We start from the raw sequence: 15,066 nt of genomic DNA on the forward strand, positions 1-15,066 counted from the left end.
CAGGTCCAGGTGTGTCGCTCTTAGTGAGTCTATGATACAGCCCCCTCACTTAAAACCTAACGTACGTTATTCTATATCGTATTATATGGTATCTAACTCAGAGCCGTCCGATGGAAATATGCAATCGTCTCACAAGTATGGAATATGCGACGACCGAGGGTTTCGTGGATGACTCAAGCAGATGACCGTCTTCTCGAAACCCTCGAAGAGTCCAGCTTGATCCTCTCGCCACGTATTCTATCCGTCAATACGGACTACTCACGGCACTACGTCAGCGAACGCCTCGCGAAGCTTCTCGATGCAAAGCTCGTAGAGAAAAAAGGGGACGGCCTATACCAGATCACGGAAGACGGTCAAAAATATTTAGCGGGGGATCTCGATGCCGATGCACTTGCACGTGAAAACGAAAAATAAGTAGTGGCAGGGAAATTTTCGAGGTCAAACCGAAGCACGAGTTACCACTGCTTAAGCGTGTGTGAAATACGGAAGAAAACTGCTACGGCGCTACGTCAGGCTTCCCATTCGGCCATGATCTGAGTCTCGCCCGAGTCGGGGTTCTCCCAGATGATCTGGATTTCGCCATCGCTGAAACTAATACTACTTTCCTGGATGTCAACACTACTACTGCCACTAAACCCAACTACAAGATCGCTTCCAGCGGTCAACTCACTACCGGAACCATACGGGCTGACGGAGCTTAAATCTGTAGACCCACCACCACCACTGCCGTCAGAGACCTTTATCTGTACGTTGTCGGCTTTGACAGGACTGCCGCCATTGTGTTCGATTGTAACTTCACTAGCTCCCTCGTCCTCGTTGAAGTTCCACTGCGCGTTGGGCATCGTAGTCTCGGTCGGCCCCATGTTCATCACGAACGTCGCGATCACGGCCGCGAGGATCACCGTGATAGCGACCATCAGGATGACGCCGATAACTGGTGATACGCCCCGATCTTCGTCCAACAGGAATCCTTTTGGATCCATACGCTATCACGAATGATAGATATGCATATAAAGGGAACCTACGGTTTGCCACGGATTTGGCGTTTTCAGAGATATTAAATGCCGCTTTGTCTGGTGGTTTTACTCAAGTGCGCTCACGAGCGACCGATTCCAGTCGATCAACTCCTCGCTGGAGTGTCCGCCCGGAGCACTCCGGGCGTTGGCTGACAAGCGCCTGCACGTCCGCGAAGCGTGGCCGCGTGCCATGTAATACCACATGGTCACAGGCGGTTGAAAAATACAGAAGAAAAGCTGCTACGGCGCTACGTCAGGGTTCCCAGTCGGCCATGATCTGAGTCTCGCCCGAGTCGGGGTTCTCCCAGATGATCTGGACTTCATTGCCACCATGGGTAAGAGGATCAGTCTTGGCACCTGCTGTTATCTCCGTTGATCCGAAGGCATTACTAGCGGTACCGTCCGTGGTACCACTATTATGCTTAATCTGGATGTTGGACGGATCGACTTCACCGCCGCCGTTGTGCTCGATAATCACGTTATTACTACCGTCCTCGTCAAAGTTCCACTGTGCGTTCGGCATCGTGGTCTCGGTCGGCCCCATGTTCATCACGAACGTCGCGATCACGGCCGCGAGGATCACCGTGATAGCGACCATCAGGATGACTCCGATAACTGGCGATACGCCCCGATCTTCGTCCAACAGGAATCCTTTTGGATCCATACACTATCACGAATGATAGATGTGTATATAAAGGGAACCAACGGTTTGGCCGGGAAATAGCGTCTTCAGATTCGTTAAACGCCCCTTCGTCTGGTGATCACTCCTGAGATCGCTCTGCAACGATTGATTCCAACCGATCAACACCACGCCGAAGTGTCCGCCGCACACTTCCAGGCTCGACACCACGTCGACGGGCCTGTTCGGTAATGCCGCGTCCTTCGACCGCGACCGCCTTGAGATCCTCACGCTGCTGGGGCGTCAACCAGTCGAGATACTGGAGCAACTCGTCGTCGAGATCGTGGAACTGACTCTGCTGTTGTGCCCGCGTCTCGATATCGAGTGCCTGCAGACGCTTCCAAATCTGCGCTTTTGACCACCCAGTCGCTTCGGCGATCTCGGCGGTCGACTGGCCGCGGTCGTGATACCGACGAACCAATAACTCGCGGGTTAACTCCGGCCGCTCCTCCTCAGCGGCACTGTCAGCATCCGCGTCTATCTCGGACCCACCCATATGTGTGGCAAACATCGGCCGGCCCAAAACAGCTCTGGGTCCGAAAGAGCGGGCCGTTTGCAGGCTCTGAAACCAGCAAGAAAGTTTATGTGACTCACCGGTAATATCTCGCGTAGGCCGGGACGATTCCCGTCTCCGGCCAGGGTGCGTCCTGACCCCAATCGGGACTCCATCCCCATGGTGTTTGATTCGAGTTCGTCCCCCCGAACTCCCCCACCATCAATTGTCCTGCCAGGCTCCCCCTGCCTGGCAGACTCCTAACGCCCGCGTAGCACTACGCCCGCGCGGCCATTCACTCCCGCCCAACGGTCACGTCCTCGTCGATCTCGACGTCCAGCGTCCCGGCGATCGAGAGCGTCTCGGCGATCTCCCGCTTCTGCCGGCTCGTCAGATCCTCCCGCGCAAGGACTTGCTCGATTCGCGGAACGATACGCGGCGCGAAATCGGCGCTCAACAACAGCGCTCGCGTCTTGTTGCAGTCCCAAAACTCGGCAGCCTCCTCGATCGTCGTCTCACGGTGGGATCTATCTCCGTCGGTTCGAATTCGCATGGCTCGCGCTCGTACACACGACGCCGTAAGTCAGGGTCATCTAAGGTCACAGAAAGCACGTTCATTTATATACCTCGCCGGATAGTCGGCTCGATCACGCCGAACACCCACCCCGGCGGGCTGGGCAGCCTCGAAATATGCACACGCTGGCGAGCATCTCGTGTGCATATCGAGAGGAGCGTATTTCTCTACGTGTGAACCCAGGGTGTGAGAGTGTTTGTTCAAGACTCCCCTTCTTATCCGAGTTCGTCCGCAAGCCCAAACCCATCCTACGAGAAACTCTATACACAATAATATGTCCGGCACCTTCACCTGGCGTTCAATTGATGAACAAACAAGGATTAATTATGTATGGTATGGTGGCCATCAGAACATGGATTGAGTTCCATTAAGTTGTTATTACGTGAACTGTGGCGGGCACACATTTCGAATGATAGGGTGTCGATTTTCAATAATATTTATAGAATACTCTCTGTAACGGACCCCGGATTTTCGCCTGACACCCGTTGATAGAGATCTACTGCTTGGCTTTCGCTGAGGCTTGCAATTAGATCCGCTACTATTCGAGCCCGCGTTTCTTTAGATGTGCTATCATCAAGGTCGGCCTCATAGACATCTTGGTTCAGCATTGAGCAAAACGGCTCAGGGATAATTTCATTGTATTCAGCCCCCTTTTCAGAGGCTTTATAGAGAGTGGTGAATAGTTCTTCAATGATTTTTCTTTGACCACGTTGCTGTGCTACAAGAGTGGGGTCTTGGAAAACATAATATTCTGTTAGAAACTTGAGTAATTTGATCTCATGTTTTAGTGACTCGGTGATATACAGACCTCCATTAATTGAGGGGTCAACGAAAACTTCGGTATCTTTGTTCAAACCAAGGTATCTTCTAATCAATTCGGATGTCATGAAATTGAGGGTGCCTCGATTTTCAGGCTTATTTGAAAATGAAGATTTGAAGGGGTTTTCTCCTCCAGATGCAGCGATCTCCCCAGTTTTCAAAATGTTTTCCTCCAAAAACTTTTCTGGGTCCCAATTCTTGGGTGTGTCATATTTTTCGCCGAATGCTTTGACAAATACTTCTCTTTCTGAAGAGTCTCGTATAAGTTGTTCAAGAGGAATCAGTCCTGCCTTGTAGAAGTCCGACATATCATGGATAGCATATGCTATGTCGTCTGCCCAATCCATAATGCACGCTTCCAGACTTTGACCCTGATCATCCGGGCCTGGCGTTGGTAATTTCCTCACCTCTTCAAAAATCTCTCTTTCCGTATGGTACGTGCCCCATTTTGTCCGTTCTGGACCAGCTGAACCACGGGTCCAAGGATATTTTAGTATTGCATTAAGCGTGGCATAGGTGAGATCGAGTCCCCGATAATCACTGCTATGCGTAGCAACTTTATTTACAATCCGAAACGATTGTGGATTTCCCTCAAATCCCCCTATAAGACCCTTAGCTGCAGTCTGTATCATCAATTCTTCTTCAGCTGCATGTCCGAATGGAGGATGGCCTAGGTCATGAGCCAAAGCAGCGGCCTCGACGACATCAGGGCTCAGACCACCTGCTTTTTGGATAGTGTCTTCGTCTGCATCTTCAATCAGATATTCAGCCAATCGCTGCCCAATTTGAGCTACCTTTAAAGAGTGCGTGAGGCGATTATGATAGTTCATCCCCTCATCGGCATGGACAACCTGAGTCACACTACCGAGGCGACGAAAAGCACGAGTGTGAAGAATACGGTCTCTGTCCCTTTGAAAAGGACTTCTTCTGTCATTGGTTTCTTCAATATGGAAACGGTCAGTCCGAGAAACCTCTGGACCCATAAATCAGTGTAGAACAGTTAATCTTCTAAAATCAGCTGCCAGTCGCTAGTATGAGAGATCTCGTTTTTTCGCATCATCTCTTTCAATGCTGCGTAAACCTCCTCTTCCTCAAGCCCAGAATTAGTTAAACGCTCAATTAATAGATCCTGGTCTAAACGATTGTCCGGAGCTTTCCTTAATGATTTCCGGATTTTATTTTCCGGTCTTTTGACTCCAACAGCCATGTATGTATGTCTGGACGGGATAGACTTATAACTTTGCAAGTAAGCATCAACTATGATAATTTTAAAAACCGCTTACCAGGGGTATGCACACCACAAAGACAGGCACGCTGTTTTGACTATGACGTTTGGGATGGTACAGGGGGGATCATAAATGGATTTCTATATTTATCTTACCAATCCGAAGTGGATATTGTATCTGAGGATGCGTTCAGGGCTAGGTGTCTTTTACCGTACTAGACAGGTCGGTCGGGTGTGCAGCATTGCAATTGCTGTGGCACCCGACTGAACCGGATCAAAGTCCGGGTGTTTGACTCGACGTATTGTACCGTCTGTGCACCGATCTCGGCCGTTACGGGGGTGAGTGGGTGATGGAGAAGCGTATCGACTTGAACGACGCCTTCGTGAGTCCGTTCTTCGTGCTCGCGAGTGGCGTCCAGGCGAAGCTCTTCGAGCTCGTCCTGTTCGGCCTCGACTTCTCGAAGTCGGTCATGGTCATCGGCAGCGGGCCCGCCGCGATCACGATCTCCGCGGCGAAGATCATCAGCATCCTGGCAATCGTCGTCGCGATCGGGACGAACAAACCGGACCTGGATTCGATGGGCGCGGTCCAGACCTGGACGGCGATCGCCACGATCGGGCTGGTACTCGCGCCGCCGTTCTCGCCGATGCTCGAAGCACTGATTCAGAGTAGCGCGATCGCCGGCATCATCGCGCTCGTCGTGCAGTCGGCCGGCTTCTACACTCTCAGTTACCTGGGGTGATCCATTCCATGAAACAGACACACATCGGTATGATCCTCGCCGCATCGCTCCTCAGTCTCGTCCTGGTCGTCGTCGCGATCGCGCCGGCGGCCGGGGCGCTCACGACCGACACGATCACGCTCGACGACCCGGCCAACGAGACTGTCGAGGTCGATCTGGACTTCTCCGGCTCGACGTCGGCGACCGTCGCACTCGAAGACAGTGATGGGTCGGTCGTCACCAGTGAAACGCTGTCCGGTGCCTCCGGAGACACGCTGACGGCATCGCTGTCGGCAGGCTACGCGACTCCCGGAAATTACACGCTCAACGTCACGGCGACGGATGAGACAGTAGTCTCACTCAACGAGACGCGCCTGACGGACACCGAGACCGTCGAAGTCACCGACGCCGGCAACGAGACGCTGGCAGTGGAAGCTGGCTTCGAGGGATCGGAGAACGCCACGGCGACCGTCTCGATCGAGAATGAATCTGGTAGTGAGATCCTGACGGACTCGATTCAGTACGTCGCCGACGGCGGCAACGAAACCACGATCGGCGCGGAGTACAACGGCAGTGACCTTGTGACCGGGAACCTGACGGTCTCGATCACCACGACCCCGGCCACCGCCTACACGGGCGGATGGGCGACGATCGCTGACGACACGGGCCAGGGGGCTGGCGCGATCATCCCGGAAGGCGGACCCTCAATCCCCGAAGCGGTCGGTCTCGTGGCATTGATCGGCCTGCTGGGGCTCTTCGGGCTCCGGAGCAACCGAGGCGACTAATCGGAGGATCTGATTTATGGGATATTCAAAACACATTGCAGCAATCGCATTGATCGCGCTGCTGGTCGTCTCGCCGATCGCGTCGATGCTGGCGGTCCCTGGTCCCGGTCCTGTCGGGACTGCATCCGCGAGCGACGACCGCTGCCATCCGGGGATTTGGCCGCTGAATCCCGGCTACTGTATTGCTCAAGAGATCGACTACAGTGAAAACGATTCGGTCTCTGAGTATTCGTCAAAGCTCGACGCCTACCGAGACGCGAAGTCGATCGAGGCACAGACGAAAACCGCGCTTCAGCAGGCTGAAAACTCGGTCCATGACGCTGAGAATCAAGCATGGCTCGAAGCCGAGCAAGCGTTCTTAGAAGCCTACATGAACGGTGACTCTCTGTCTACCTCGAAACAGGCCGGCGTCGATGCGATGAAATCGCATTACACTGTCCGGCAGACGGCCCTGGCAGAGTTGCAAAACAATTTCGTCGCTTCTCTGTACGGGTATCAAAACTCATCATCGGCGCTGTCCCGTCCGGGAGATGTATCGTCGAACTCGTACGGGATGCACACGTATCAGGATTACCCGGCAATTCAGTTGAAGGTTAACATTACTGACTATACCGAGTCGTATTCGGATCAGAATTACAACACCCAACACCCTCCGGGTGAGCCGATCAAGTTCACTGCCGACATTCTCGGTACTGAATCGAAATCTGTCTCGCTGCTGGATGGCTCCACGAAGCCCATGATCGGGTTGGACTTGTCGTCTGATGCGTATTATGTAGGCTCGAATGACGATTTCGTCAAATTCCGCTGGTTCGAATCGAATCCCAAGATGTCGTCTGTTGACTCGTCGTACTATCTGATTGATGACACTGGATCTAGCGATGAGTTGGCGCTAACGTATACGTATGATTCTTATGACCCTTCGACAATCGGTGTCTGGGGTGATATCTCTGATATCAAGGCTAATCTCTATCCTGACGATTACCCGATCACGTCGTCTAAACAGACGCATATTGCGTCAACTGCCCGATTCGGTCAGCTATGGCAGGACTACATTGATTCGTACAATCAACAGTCCAGTGCGTTCGAAACCTGGGCTGACGGGAGCTATACCGCCCTGGAGAACGGCACGATCTCCGCGGAAGACGTGCTCTCACGGCTGAATCAGATGCAGATGGCTGCCGATATTGACTGGCAAAATGCTACGTTCAATGACGGCGTGGTCGCGCTGTCCTCGATGGGTCTCGCTGCCCCGTCCGGCAGTACGGCCTATATGAATCTCTCCTATCAGACGAGCTTCAACGGGTCGATGCAGACGACGACGGGCCTGCTCATGTCCCAGACGAACCCGCCTAACGGGACGTGGACGAGAGGCTTAACCTACAACTCCACGATGCTCGACGGCAGTCAGATCATCATGCATCTGGACGGCAACCAGTCGTCCGTCCGGGGCGACTTCCGGATCAACGGAGCCTACGACGTGAACGGGACGCTGATCGAGGGCGGTAACATCTCCGTCGATCAGGCCACCTATCAGGCGACGAACCTCACCGATCTTCGGAATGAGGTGCTCAACCTCTCCGAACGGATCGGGGAGTTACGGAACCAGTCGCTCGCTACTGCCGGCGGTGGCGGTAGCTTCGCTTGGCCGGACATGGGCATCCCGAACCCGTTTGCTGCTCTCGGCGCTGTCGGGCAGTGGATCACCCTGTTCGGCGTCCTGTTCGTCGCCTTATTGCTACTCTCGGTGGTGAGTTGATGAATCGGACACTCCCGTTACTGGCGGCACTGGCAGCCGTCTTGGTACTCGTCGGAACAGCGGCCCCGGTCGCTGCTCAGTCCAACGCAACCACCGCACCGAACGGAACCAACGCGACTGACGTCGAGCGCATCGATTCCCAGACGGTCCTGCTCGATACCGGGTACAACGCTCAGACGGGCATGGCAAGCGTCACGATCCGGTCGGAGACGCTTCAACAGATCACTATCACGGACGCGGGCGGGTTCTGGCAAGGTGGCGAGATCGCCCGGCGCTCGGTCATGGTCAAGCCAGGTGAGACGACGACGCTCAAAGTTCCCGTGACAGAAGTCCGTGGGTTCGTTGGCGTTTCGATCGGGACGCCAAACACGCTCTATGGCGCGCCTATCTCCGGAATGAATACTAACACGCTGTCGTTCGTGGACCGTCTCACGTCGCCGGAGGCACTCGCGACGGGCGCGGGCAGCATGGCGCTATGGATGGTGATCGCCGGGCTGTACGTGCTCTGGATCGAAGGCGGCGAGCCGGAGGTGGCCTGAATGGACCGCGAACCCATCCCTACCTTTCAGGATCGGTGGGACCGGCTCACCTGGCTGTTGCACTCCTATCGGTTCTGGATCGGGACGGCCGTCGTCGTCGCCGTGCTCGCGCTGGCGTACTTCCGGCCGACGATCGACGTCCCGCCCGAGCTGACCGCGGCGATCGGCGCGTTCGTGCTCGTCGGGATCCCCGGCATCCCCGCGGGCTTCTACTTCGGCCGGTGGCTCCGGCGCTACCGGGCGGTGACGGTCTATCACGTCAACGCCGTCGACGACGTACTTGAGAAGTGGTACGTCCCGCCCGCGCTGTGGGATGAGAAGCGCGTCGACGGGGTAGATCCCTACCCGGTGAACGACAGCGATGACTACGCTGTTCGGGAGTTCGATTACTACGATGGCCTGGATCAACTGGTAGTCCGTGGCGTCTGGCTCGAAGGCGCTCAGGATGATCAACTCTTCACGAAGAAGGGGCAGGTCGAGGAGATCCACGAGTTCCTCCTGGACGGCTACGAGGCGATCGCCAAGATCCGCGGGCGTATCTCCCGCATGGCGATGGACGTCCAGCGACGGACAATCACAGCTCTAGCTGAGGCACAGGAGAAAGGGAAGATGATCGATCAGGACGCTGTTGAAGATGTCTGGCAAGAGGCGTCTGAGAACATCGAGGATGAACTCCCCGACACCCCGCCGAAGCTCGATCCCGACGCCGACCTGGACGGCTACCGAACGCCCGAGCATGACCTAAATGACCACGAGAGTCTCACCGCGGCGATGAACCAACACGATCACATCCAGACAGAGACCGATGAGTGACGACAACACCGAACTGTACACGGCCGCACAGACACGCGAGTACCTCGAAGGCCACGGCGTCAGAGACCCGAAAGCAGGCCCACAGGCCGGCATCATTCGAGACCCGCACATCTCCCGCACGGCCGCAATCGCTCGCGAAGACTACGATCCGAACCTTCTCGACGAGCCCGGCGAGATGCCCGCGGACCTCCTCGATGCCGACCCGTGGCAGGACATCGTGGCCGTCGAGGAGACCGAGACGATCCGCGAGGCGATGGACGCGGGTGATATGCCCTCTCTCAAGCACATCACCGGGGACGCCGGGCAGCGGGCAGACGTCAGTGGCCTGGAGGCGATCGGCGATCTCCGTGACCATGTGACCGGCGATGCCGTGATCATCTACCTGTGGGCACCGCCAGGACGCGGGAAGACGGACTTCGCGCTGTTGCTCAGTCAGCTATACGAGGAAGCCCATCCGGGCGCGGAAACCGGGAGCAACATCCGGACCTGGACGGAGAAAGACGAGTGGATCCCGACCTATCCGGACCTCATGGACTGGATGGAAGCCGATGAAGAGGCTGTCCTGGCGGGCGACGTCGAGGATAAGCTGTTCATCTTCGACGAGGCGAGCAGCCACGCCAGCGGGCGCGGTGAGGACGGGTATGAAGCCGGGCAGAAGCTCGGTCCGCTCGTCTACAAGATCCGGAAGTACGGCGGCTCTATCATCATAATCGGCCACGACGGGAAGGACGTCCACCCGGTCGTCAGGGAGATGGCGACCTGTATCAAGAAGACGTCGAAGAAGTCGGCGAACGTCTTCGAGACGGTGAACAACCGGAGGGGGATGAACAAACTCCTCGAAATCGACGGCATTCCGGCGACGGACCACACGTTCAACACGAACGAACCGACCGCCTGGCGGTGGGACGGCACGGGCGAAGACGACGGCGTACCGGAGCCTGGATCGGTCGCCTACGACGTCGCGCTGTGGACAGTCGTCAAGTGCAAACAGGACGGACTAACCCACCGCGAGACGGCTCAATACGTCCCATATAGCAAGTCCTGGGTCGGCGATCGGTGGGGTGAATGGGAAGCCGGCGAGCACCGGGACGCCGTGGACAAAGTGGAGGAACTCACTGAGTGACAGCGAGGCGATCGCCGACTGTCCATGACCATGACCCCCCATGTGTACGAAGGGATGGACGTGACGTCCATGACCAGCAGGAGGAGACGGTATTTATGACGCACGCGAGGCAACAGAATGACTGAATCGAAGAAGGCCGCGAGGTACGGCAGTCGCGCCGAGAAGAAGGCGGCCGACCGCTTCAACCTGACACTGGATCACTCCCCGTGGCACGATGCTCACCGACCGGACGGGACGCCCGTCGAGATCAAGGCGGCCGCCGTCGAGCGAGCCAACGGCAGTGAGGGACGGTTCCGGGTGTTCAGGAAGTACCACGATCGGCTCCGGCGCGAGGGCGGCGTCTACGTGTTCGTGGCGTATCGGCCTCGCGGGACGGGGATCTCTGTCGTCGACATGACCATGACCCACAGCAGCAACCTCCCGCTGTCAACGTGGTACGGCGCTGGCGGCCACCGAGAGAGCCAGCAGCGGAAGATCCCCGTCACTGCCGTCTTCTGACGGTTGATTAGGTCGTCAGCCGTTTACTGCTTCATGCAGACAAGATGTGATCAGAAAACAGATTTGTATGCGTCCCGATCGTCTGGAAGTTCGTCATACTCATCTCTTGGAATCCTCAACTCAAAGTCAGTACTTCCAGTAGTCTTATTAGATATGTCTGATATATACCCTTCCAGCGGGATTTTCTGCACTTGTGTTGTACCTACGAAATTTGATCCAGAATATTCTTGACTGTTCTTAAGAACAGTCATTTCGACAACAGTGATTGTCGTATTTCGGGGATGATCCTTTGATCTCCACCTGTCAATCCTCACTTTGTCACCCTTTTCAATATCTGCTAAATCTTTGAATGAGGCTTGGACCTCTGCAAAGTGATTTGAAGGTGCATCTTCCAGATTAACCTCTTGTTCTTCAGATGCATCCTTAATTGATTGGAAAACTTTTGAGGCAACTTCTTGTACATTATCTTTACTGATTTCTACTCCATGTAAATCTGACAAACTCCAACTCTGTTGCTCTAACTCCTCAAATGATATTTCATATAAGACTGGGAGAATTACCTTTCCATCAGACCGGCTTTGCTTTTTGAATAGTCCACCAAGCTCCAGATCAGACATGCCTTCAAAATATGACGGAGAGACTATAACGACTGCGTGATTGCTGGTTTGAAGGCCTCTATCAATTGAATTAGATATGCGATCTCCTATAGAAATATCAACTTCATCATACCAGACGTCTAGTCCATACCCAGTCAATTCTTCAAATAACATTTCTGCAATTTCAGAAGAATCGCTATGCGAGTATGATATCATCAAGTCGCGGTTTTCATCATCTTTTGACTCCGTCATGAGATTGATTACGGAAGCTGGACTAATAAATTCTCCAACTACCTTCTCTATTTTTCGCGCGACCCGCAAGGGGTCCGTTTCGGCTCGATTTGCGCAACCGCGGGCGGTGTGTTTTAGAGAAGTGGCCTTAGCCACACCCCTAAGCGAGAACCAAACCCCTGGGGTGGTGTTCTCGCGCCGGCGATCGCCCCGATCTCCCCGGCGCGCCGATCGGCCAGCTCGAGGAAGTCAATTCAGCTTGCACTCACGGCGCCGTGAGGCATAACCTGAGTTGCATAACTCCCCGAAAATAGAGTCGAAACCGAGCGTTGCCACTGTCCGCGGACCGGGACTTTCCCGGCCCGCGGGGGCTACCTACTACCCTGGCGTGAGCCACCGCCAGGCGTCACCGCGGCTCCCGTCCTGGAAGAGAACCTTTGCCATCCGATAGCGCTCTTCGGGCAGCCCGGCATCTTTCCAGACGCGGAATCCCTCGCGAATCGACCGGCCAACGTCAGTGTGATCGTTGAACCGGAGCGTCAGGCGGGCCTCACGGGCGTCGTTCACGTCCACTCCGTGGCGGGCGGCCCACGCGATGAACGCACTCATGGTCTCGCCCATCCCGCGCTCGGCGGCTTCCATCGCCTTCGCCGTCGTCTCCGCCGCCCGCTTCACCGACTCGCGGGCCTCGGCCACCGCGTCGTGGACAAGCTCGGCGACGTACTCACTCCGGAGAGATACCTCGGCGTACTCGCGATGCACGAGGTCCTCCATGTCCCGAAGCGCACTCCGGACGGTCTCGACGTGGCGGTCATGGTCATGCGCGATATCTTTCGGCGCGATCTCGCCGCCGTCCGTCACGAGCGTCTCCAGGGCTTCCCACTGTGTCGGCCGGAGTCCATCGGCGAGGTGGCGAACGACCACGCTTTCCTGGCTCTGTCGGACGCGAGTCAGGTCCAGACCGATCGGTTTCGGCCCGCTTTCGTCGACGTCGGGCGTGAAGTACGCACCTTCGAAGAACGGACCGTTTCCGTCACTCGGCGCGATGTCTATCCCGGCGTCTGCCAGTACGGACAGGACGGTCTGGTCTAACTCGCGCTCCAGTCGGTCAAGGTCACGCCAGCGCACGGTCTCGTCATCACCCAGGCGCGACACCTGGAGCGACGCGCCGACCTTCGGATGTGCCAGCGGGTGATCCTCGTCGAGGCGCTTCGCCTCGCGAGCGTAGTAGTGCTTCACCTCTTTCGGCAGGCGGTGATCGGGGAACGCCTCTCGAATCCGCCGCTCACCGAGCGTCACCGTGTGGTAGTAGCCGGGCAGCTTCTCTCCTTTCTCGTCGTCATCGTTCTGAACCAATTTCCGGTAGCCTGAACGATCGTCTTCGAGGAGGTGGCCCATCGACGCGATCGGGCCGTCTCTCGCGTGGACGGGACCGCTCGCGTCTCGATGCAGCCGGGCGTACCGCTCGGCGTCCTGGATGTTCGTCATCGGGTGTGGGTCGCGGAAGTACCGCCCGGCGATCCCCAGGGCTGCACCGGCGCGGGCGAGGAGATCGGGATAGCGCTCGAAGGCGACGTTCGAACCCTGGACCCGGACGTTGATCCCCTCGCCGAATCCCTTGGGAACGGGGATCTCTTTGAGAGAACCGTCTGTTTTCTCTCCCTTCATCCCCGGCCAACGCGGCGCGATGTGGGCGGTGAAGTCCTGTTTCCCGATCGGATCTTCCTCCGGATCGCGGAAGACTTTGATCCGGTACTCTTTGACGGTCTCAAGCCGGAACTCGGTACCGAGAGGGGTCTTCTCGCCCGGATGGATGAGGTTACTCGACTCGTAGGACAGCCTGGCGTGCCACTGTTCGCCCTCAGCGCTGAATTTCGCTGACTGTGACCCTTGACCCTCTTTGACCGCGGAATCAGCCGCGAAGAACGGCGCGAGCCCGTCGTCAGAGTAAAGGAGATTCGCGTTAAACTCGTGACACGCGAGCGTAACCGTCTTCATGACGGCTCACCCCGTTCGTCTTCATTCCAGGCGTGGGGTATCCGCTCGCCAGCCTCTACATCGTAGAGGCGGGAGGCAGGGACGAAGTGTCTGGAGCCACTCACGACCCTTCACCTCCCACTTTCCCACGTGCTCGACTCAGTAGATTCCCGACCGTGCCTGGACGGCGGCCGGTCTTGCGGGCGAACTCACGGACGCCGTAGTCCTCGATCTCGACGGCTTCGTAGGCGTCTTTCTCGGCGGGCGTGAGTGCTGACAGGTCGGCCTCGAAGTGGTGCAGCGTCGTCTGTGCGCCCGTCAAGGCTCCTCACCTCCGGCACTCGCCAGCCGTTGCTGGCGGGAATCGCGCTGCCAGTGTTGCGGACAGACAAGATCGCCGTCACGCCGAATCGCGTCGCCACGACTGACCAGGTGGTCCCCGGTATCGCAGTGGAACACGACCGGACGGAGATCGCCCGTCACCGCTCTTCACCTCCGTAGCCGTGGAAGTAGATGCTGATCTGCTCCAGCGCCAGACGGACATCCGGCGGGATCTCAGCGTAAGTGACCACGCCGTACAACCAAGCCTGCGCCCAGAACACGATCCGGAGATTGAAGCGCACCGCGAGGGCGGCCCGACGGAGGCAATCGGCGATCACTGCCCCTCACCTCCCTCAGACTGATCGAACTCATTGATCTCGTCTCGAATTCGATCGGCACAGCCAGCACAGAGCTTGATCGTCGCTCCAGCGATGACCAAGCCGGCTTCTTTCTCGCCGAATTCTGGCACGACAACATCGCCACATCTGGCACAGTGGTAGAGCGCGCCAGGTTGTCGCCAAGATGGCGTCGGCCAATCGACACGCTCCCCACTCACGACTGCTCACCCCCGAAACACTGCGGGTAGCCACAGAGATCGTAGTGCGGCCGGTACGCGGCGATCGGAACCCGTGTGTACTCAGCATCCGCGTCGTAGCAAACGGGGCAGGCGGGTTCCGGCTCGTCGGCGTCCGGGTCCGGCCGGTGGAGGGTTCGGGCGTATTGTGATCGATTTCTGACAGCTATTTCGACGTCGGTTTGGCCCGAAACAGTCCGACTGCTCACGGCCACCACCTCCGCGTATCCTTCGCTAAAACCGCCGGACAGGACGCCGCAACCGGTCCATACGCATTCCTTCGGTTTGCAGCGGGGTTTGTTGCACTACCCGTCGAGTTACAAAT

General features: G+C 56.7%; 20 protein-coding genes. 8 read left to right on the plus strand and 12 right to left on the minus strand.

The window, feature by feature from the left end; translation table 11 throughout:
* Positions 1-168 precede the first annotated feature (168 nt).
* Positions 169-414: a hypothetical protein gene (locus HUTA_RS03880; RefSeq protein ID WP_049941177.1), complete on the plus strand. Its 246-nt coding sequence runs from the start codon at positions 169-171 to the stop codon at positions 412-414.
* Between the two features lie 95 nt (positions 415-509).
* On the opposite strand, the gene HUTA_RS03885 is transcribed toward HUTA_RS03880, so the two are convergent.
* The 6 genes from HUTA_RS03885 to HUTA_RS03905 all read right to left on the minus strand — a co-directional run bounded on the left by HUTA_RS03885 (position 510) and on the right by HUTA_RS03905 (position 4,788).
* On the minus strand, positions 510-983 hold the full coding sequence (locus tag HUTA_RS03885) for a type IV pilin (protein WP_015788555.1): 474 nt from the start codon (positions 981-983) through the stop codon (positions 510-512).
* A gap of 286 nt (positions 984-1,269) precedes the next feature.
* Positions 1,270-1,680, minus strand: a complete 411-nt coding sequence (locus HUTA_RS03890) for a type IV pilin (protein ID WP_015788556.1) — start codon at positions 1,678-1,680, stop codon at positions 1,270-1,272.
* Between the two features lie 97 nt (positions 1,681-1,777).
* A complete protein-coding gene (locus HUTA_RS03895; protein ID WP_049941178.1) occupies positions 1,778-2,191 on the minus strand; it encodes a hypothetical protein in 414 nt (137 codons plus the stop codon).
* Positions 2,192-2,483: 292 nt separating this feature from the next.
* A complete protein-coding gene (locus HUTA_RS03900; protein WP_015788558.1) occupies positions 2,484-2,741 on the minus strand; it encodes a DUF7692 domain-containing protein in 258 nt (85 codons plus the stop codon).
* A gap of 458 nt (positions 2,742-3,199) precedes the next feature.
* Positions 3,200-4,564, minus strand: coding sequence for a deoxyguanosinetriphosphate triphosphohydrolase family protein (locus tag HUTA_RS14910; protein WP_015788559.1), 1,365 nt, complete (start codon positions 4,562-4,564; stop codon positions 3,200-3,202).
* A 17-nt stretch (positions 4,565-4,581) separates the two neighbouring features.
* Positions 4,582-4,788 carry a hypothetical protein gene (locus HUTA_RS03905; RefSeq protein WP_015788560.1) on the minus strand — a complete coding sequence of 69 codons (207 nt, stop codon included), beginning with the start codon at positions 4,786-4,788 and terminating at the stop codon, positions 4,582-4,584.
* Positions 4,789-5,156: 368 nt separating this feature from the next.
* Here HUTA_RS03905 and HUTA_RS03910 point away from each other — a divergent pair, with 368 nt between their 5' ends.
* The 7 genes from HUTA_RS03910 (at position 5,157) to HUTA_RS03940 (ending at position 11,042) form a co-directional block, all read left to right on the plus strand.
* Complete coding sequence (locus tag HUTA_RS03910) at positions 5,157-5,549, plus strand: hypothetical protein (protein WP_015788561.1); 393 nt, start codon at positions 5,157-5,159, stop codon at positions 5,547-5,549.
* An 8-nt stretch (positions 5,550-5,557) separates the two neighbouring features.
* On the plus strand, positions 5,558-6,313 hold the full coding sequence (locus HUTA_RS03915) for a hypothetical protein (RefSeq protein ID WP_015788562.1): 756 nt from the start codon (positions 5,558-5,560) through the stop codon (positions 6,311-6,313).
* Positions 6,314-6,329: 16 nt separating this feature from the next.
* Positions 6,330-8,069, plus strand: coding sequence for a hypothetical protein (locus HUTA_RS03920; protein ID WP_015788563.1), 1,740 nt, complete (start codon positions 6,330-6,332; stop codon positions 8,067-8,069).
* Positions 8,069-8,608 carry a hypothetical protein gene (locus tag HUTA_RS03925; RefSeq protein ID WP_015788564.1) on the plus strand — a complete coding sequence of 180 codons (540 nt, stop codon included), beginning with the start codon at positions 8,069-8,071 and terminating at the stop codon, positions 8,606-8,608. Before HUTA_RS03920 ends, HUTA_RS03925 begins: the two co-directional genes overlap by 1 nt.
* Complete coding sequence (locus tag HUTA_RS03930) at positions 8,609-9,421, plus strand: hypothetical protein (protein ID WP_015788565.1); 813 nt, start codon at positions 8,609-8,611, stop codon at positions 9,419-9,421. It abuts the gene before it with no gap.
* On the plus strand, positions 9,414-10,544 hold the full coding sequence (locus HUTA_RS03935; RefSeq protein ID WP_015788566.1) for an ATP-binding protein: 1,131 nt from the start codon (positions 9,414-9,416) through the stop codon (positions 10,542-10,544). The genes HUTA_RS03930 and HUTA_RS03935 overlap by 8 nt, the downstream gene beginning before the upstream one ends.
* Before the next feature lie 117 nt (positions 10,545-10,661).
* Positions 10,662-11,042 (plus strand): hypothetical protein, encoded by a 381-nt coding sequence (locus tag HUTA_RS03940; RefSeq protein WP_015788567.1) that lies wholly within the window; start codon positions 10,662-10,664, stop codon positions 11,040-11,042.
* Positions 11,043-11,092: 50 nt separating this feature from the next.
* Here HUTA_RS03940 and HUTA_RS14915 read toward each other — a convergent pair whose 3' ends face one another.
* From HUTA_RS14915 to HUTA_RS03960, 6 genes are all read right to left on the minus strand, one after another.
* Positions 11,093-11,890 (minus strand): toll/interleukin-1 receptor domain-containing protein, encoded by a 798-nt coding sequence (locus HUTA_RS14915; RefSeq protein WP_015788568.1) that lies wholly within the window; start codon positions 11,888-11,890, stop codon positions 11,093-11,095.
* 357 nt (positions 11,891-12,247) lie between these two features.
* The gene (locus tag HUTA_RS03945; RefSeq protein ID WP_015788569.1) at positions 12,248-13,867 is read right to left on the minus strand and encodes a DUF7845 domain-containing protein; all 1,620 of its coding nucleotides are present in this window, start codon (positions 13,865-13,867) and stop codon (positions 12,248-12,250) included.
* 100 nt (positions 13,868-13,967) lie between these two features.
* Positions 13,968-14,168, minus strand: coding sequence for an RNA polymerase sigma factor (locus HUTA_RS03950; protein WP_015788570.1), 201 nt, complete (start codon positions 14,166-14,168; stop codon positions 13,968-13,970).
* Between the two features lie 157 nt (positions 14,169-14,325).
* Complete coding sequence (locus tag HUTA_RS03955) at positions 14,326-14,505, minus strand: hypothetical protein (protein ID WP_015788572.1); 180 nt, start codon at positions 14,503-14,505, stop codon at positions 14,326-14,328.
* A complete protein-coding gene (locus HUTA_RS15980; RefSeq protein ID WP_280985283.1) occupies positions 14,502-14,636 on the minus strand; it encodes a hypothetical protein in 135 nt (44 codons plus the stop codon). The genes HUTA_RS03955 and HUTA_RS15980 overlap by 4 nt, the downstream gene beginning before the upstream one ends.
* 83 nt (positions 14,637-14,719) lie before the next feature.
* Positions 14,720-14,950 carry a hypothetical protein gene (locus HUTA_RS03960; protein WP_015788573.1) on the minus strand — a complete coding sequence of 77 codons (231 nt, stop codon included), beginning with the start codon at positions 14,948-14,950 and terminating at the stop codon, positions 14,720-14,722.
* Positions 14,951-15,066: the final 116 nt, after the last annotated feature.

This window comes from Halorhabdus utahensis DSM 12940 (assembly GCF_000023945.1).
GTDB classification, from domain to species: domain Archaea; phylum Halobacteriota; class Halobacteria; order Halobacteriales; family Haloarculaceae; genus Halorhabdus; species Halorhabdus utahensis.

Coding starts and splice junctions, on each gene's coding strand:
- HUTA_RS14915 (WP_015788568.1), bottom strand. CDS start 11,890: ATGACGGAGTCAAAAGATGATGAAAACCGCGACTTGATGATATCATAC.
- HUTA_RS03945 (WP_015788569.1), bottom strand. CDS start 13,867: ATGAAGACGGTTACGCTCGCGTGTCACGAGTTTAACGCGAATCTCCTT.
- HUTA_RS03885 (WP_015788555.1), bottom strand. CDS start 983: ATGGATCCAAAAGGATTCCTGTTGGACGAAGATCGGGGCGTATCACCA.
- HUTA_RS03880 (WP_049941177.1), top strand. CDS start 169: ATGACTCAAGCAGATGACCGTCTTCTCGAAACCCTCGAAGAGTCCAGC.
- HUTA_RS03940 (WP_015788567.1), top strand. CDS start 10,662: ATGACTGAATCGAAGAAGGCCGCGAGGTACGGCAGTCGCGCCGAGAAG.
- HUTA_RS03910 (WP_015788561.1), top strand. CDS start 5,157: ATGGAGAAGCGTATCGACTTGAACGACGCCTTCGTGAGTCCGTTCTTC.
- HUTA_RS03925 (WP_015788564.1), top strand. CDS start 8,069: ATGAATCGGACACTCCCGTTACTGGCGGCACTGGCAGCCGTCTTGGTA.
- HUTA_RS03895 (WP_049941178.1), bottom strand. CDS start 2,191: ATGGGTGGGTCCGAGATAGACGCGGATGCTGACAGTGCCGCTGAGGAG.
- HUTA_RS03900 (WP_015788558.1), bottom strand. CDS start 2,741: ATGCGAATTCGAACCGACGGAGATAGATCCCACCGTGAGACGACGATC.
- HUTA_RS03905 (WP_015788560.1), bottom strand. CDS start 4,788: ATGGCTGTTGGAGTCAAAAGACCGGAAAATAAAATCCGGAAATCATTA.
- HUTA_RS03935 (WP_015788566.1), top strand. CDS start 9,414: ATGAGTGACGACAACACCGAACTGTACACGGCCGCACAGACACGCGAG.
- HUTA_RS03930 (WP_015788565.1), top strand. CDS start 8,609: ATGGACCGCGAACCCATCCCTACCTTTCAGGATCGGTGGGACCGGCTC.
- HUTA_RS14910 (WP_015788559.1), bottom strand. CDS start 4,564: ATGGGTCCAGAGGTTTCTCGGACTGACCGTTTCCATATTGAAGAAACC.
- HUTA_RS03915 (WP_015788562.1), top strand. CDS start 5,558: ATGAAACAGACACACATCGGTATGATCCTCGCCGCATCGCTCCTCAGT.
- HUTA_RS03890 (WP_015788556.1), bottom strand. CDS start 1,680: ATGGATCCAAAAGGATTCCTGTTGGACGAAGATCGGGGCGTATCGCCA.
- HUTA_RS03920 (WP_015788563.1), top strand. CDS start 6,330: ATGGGATATTCAAAACACATTGCAGCAATCGCATTGATCGCGCTGCTG.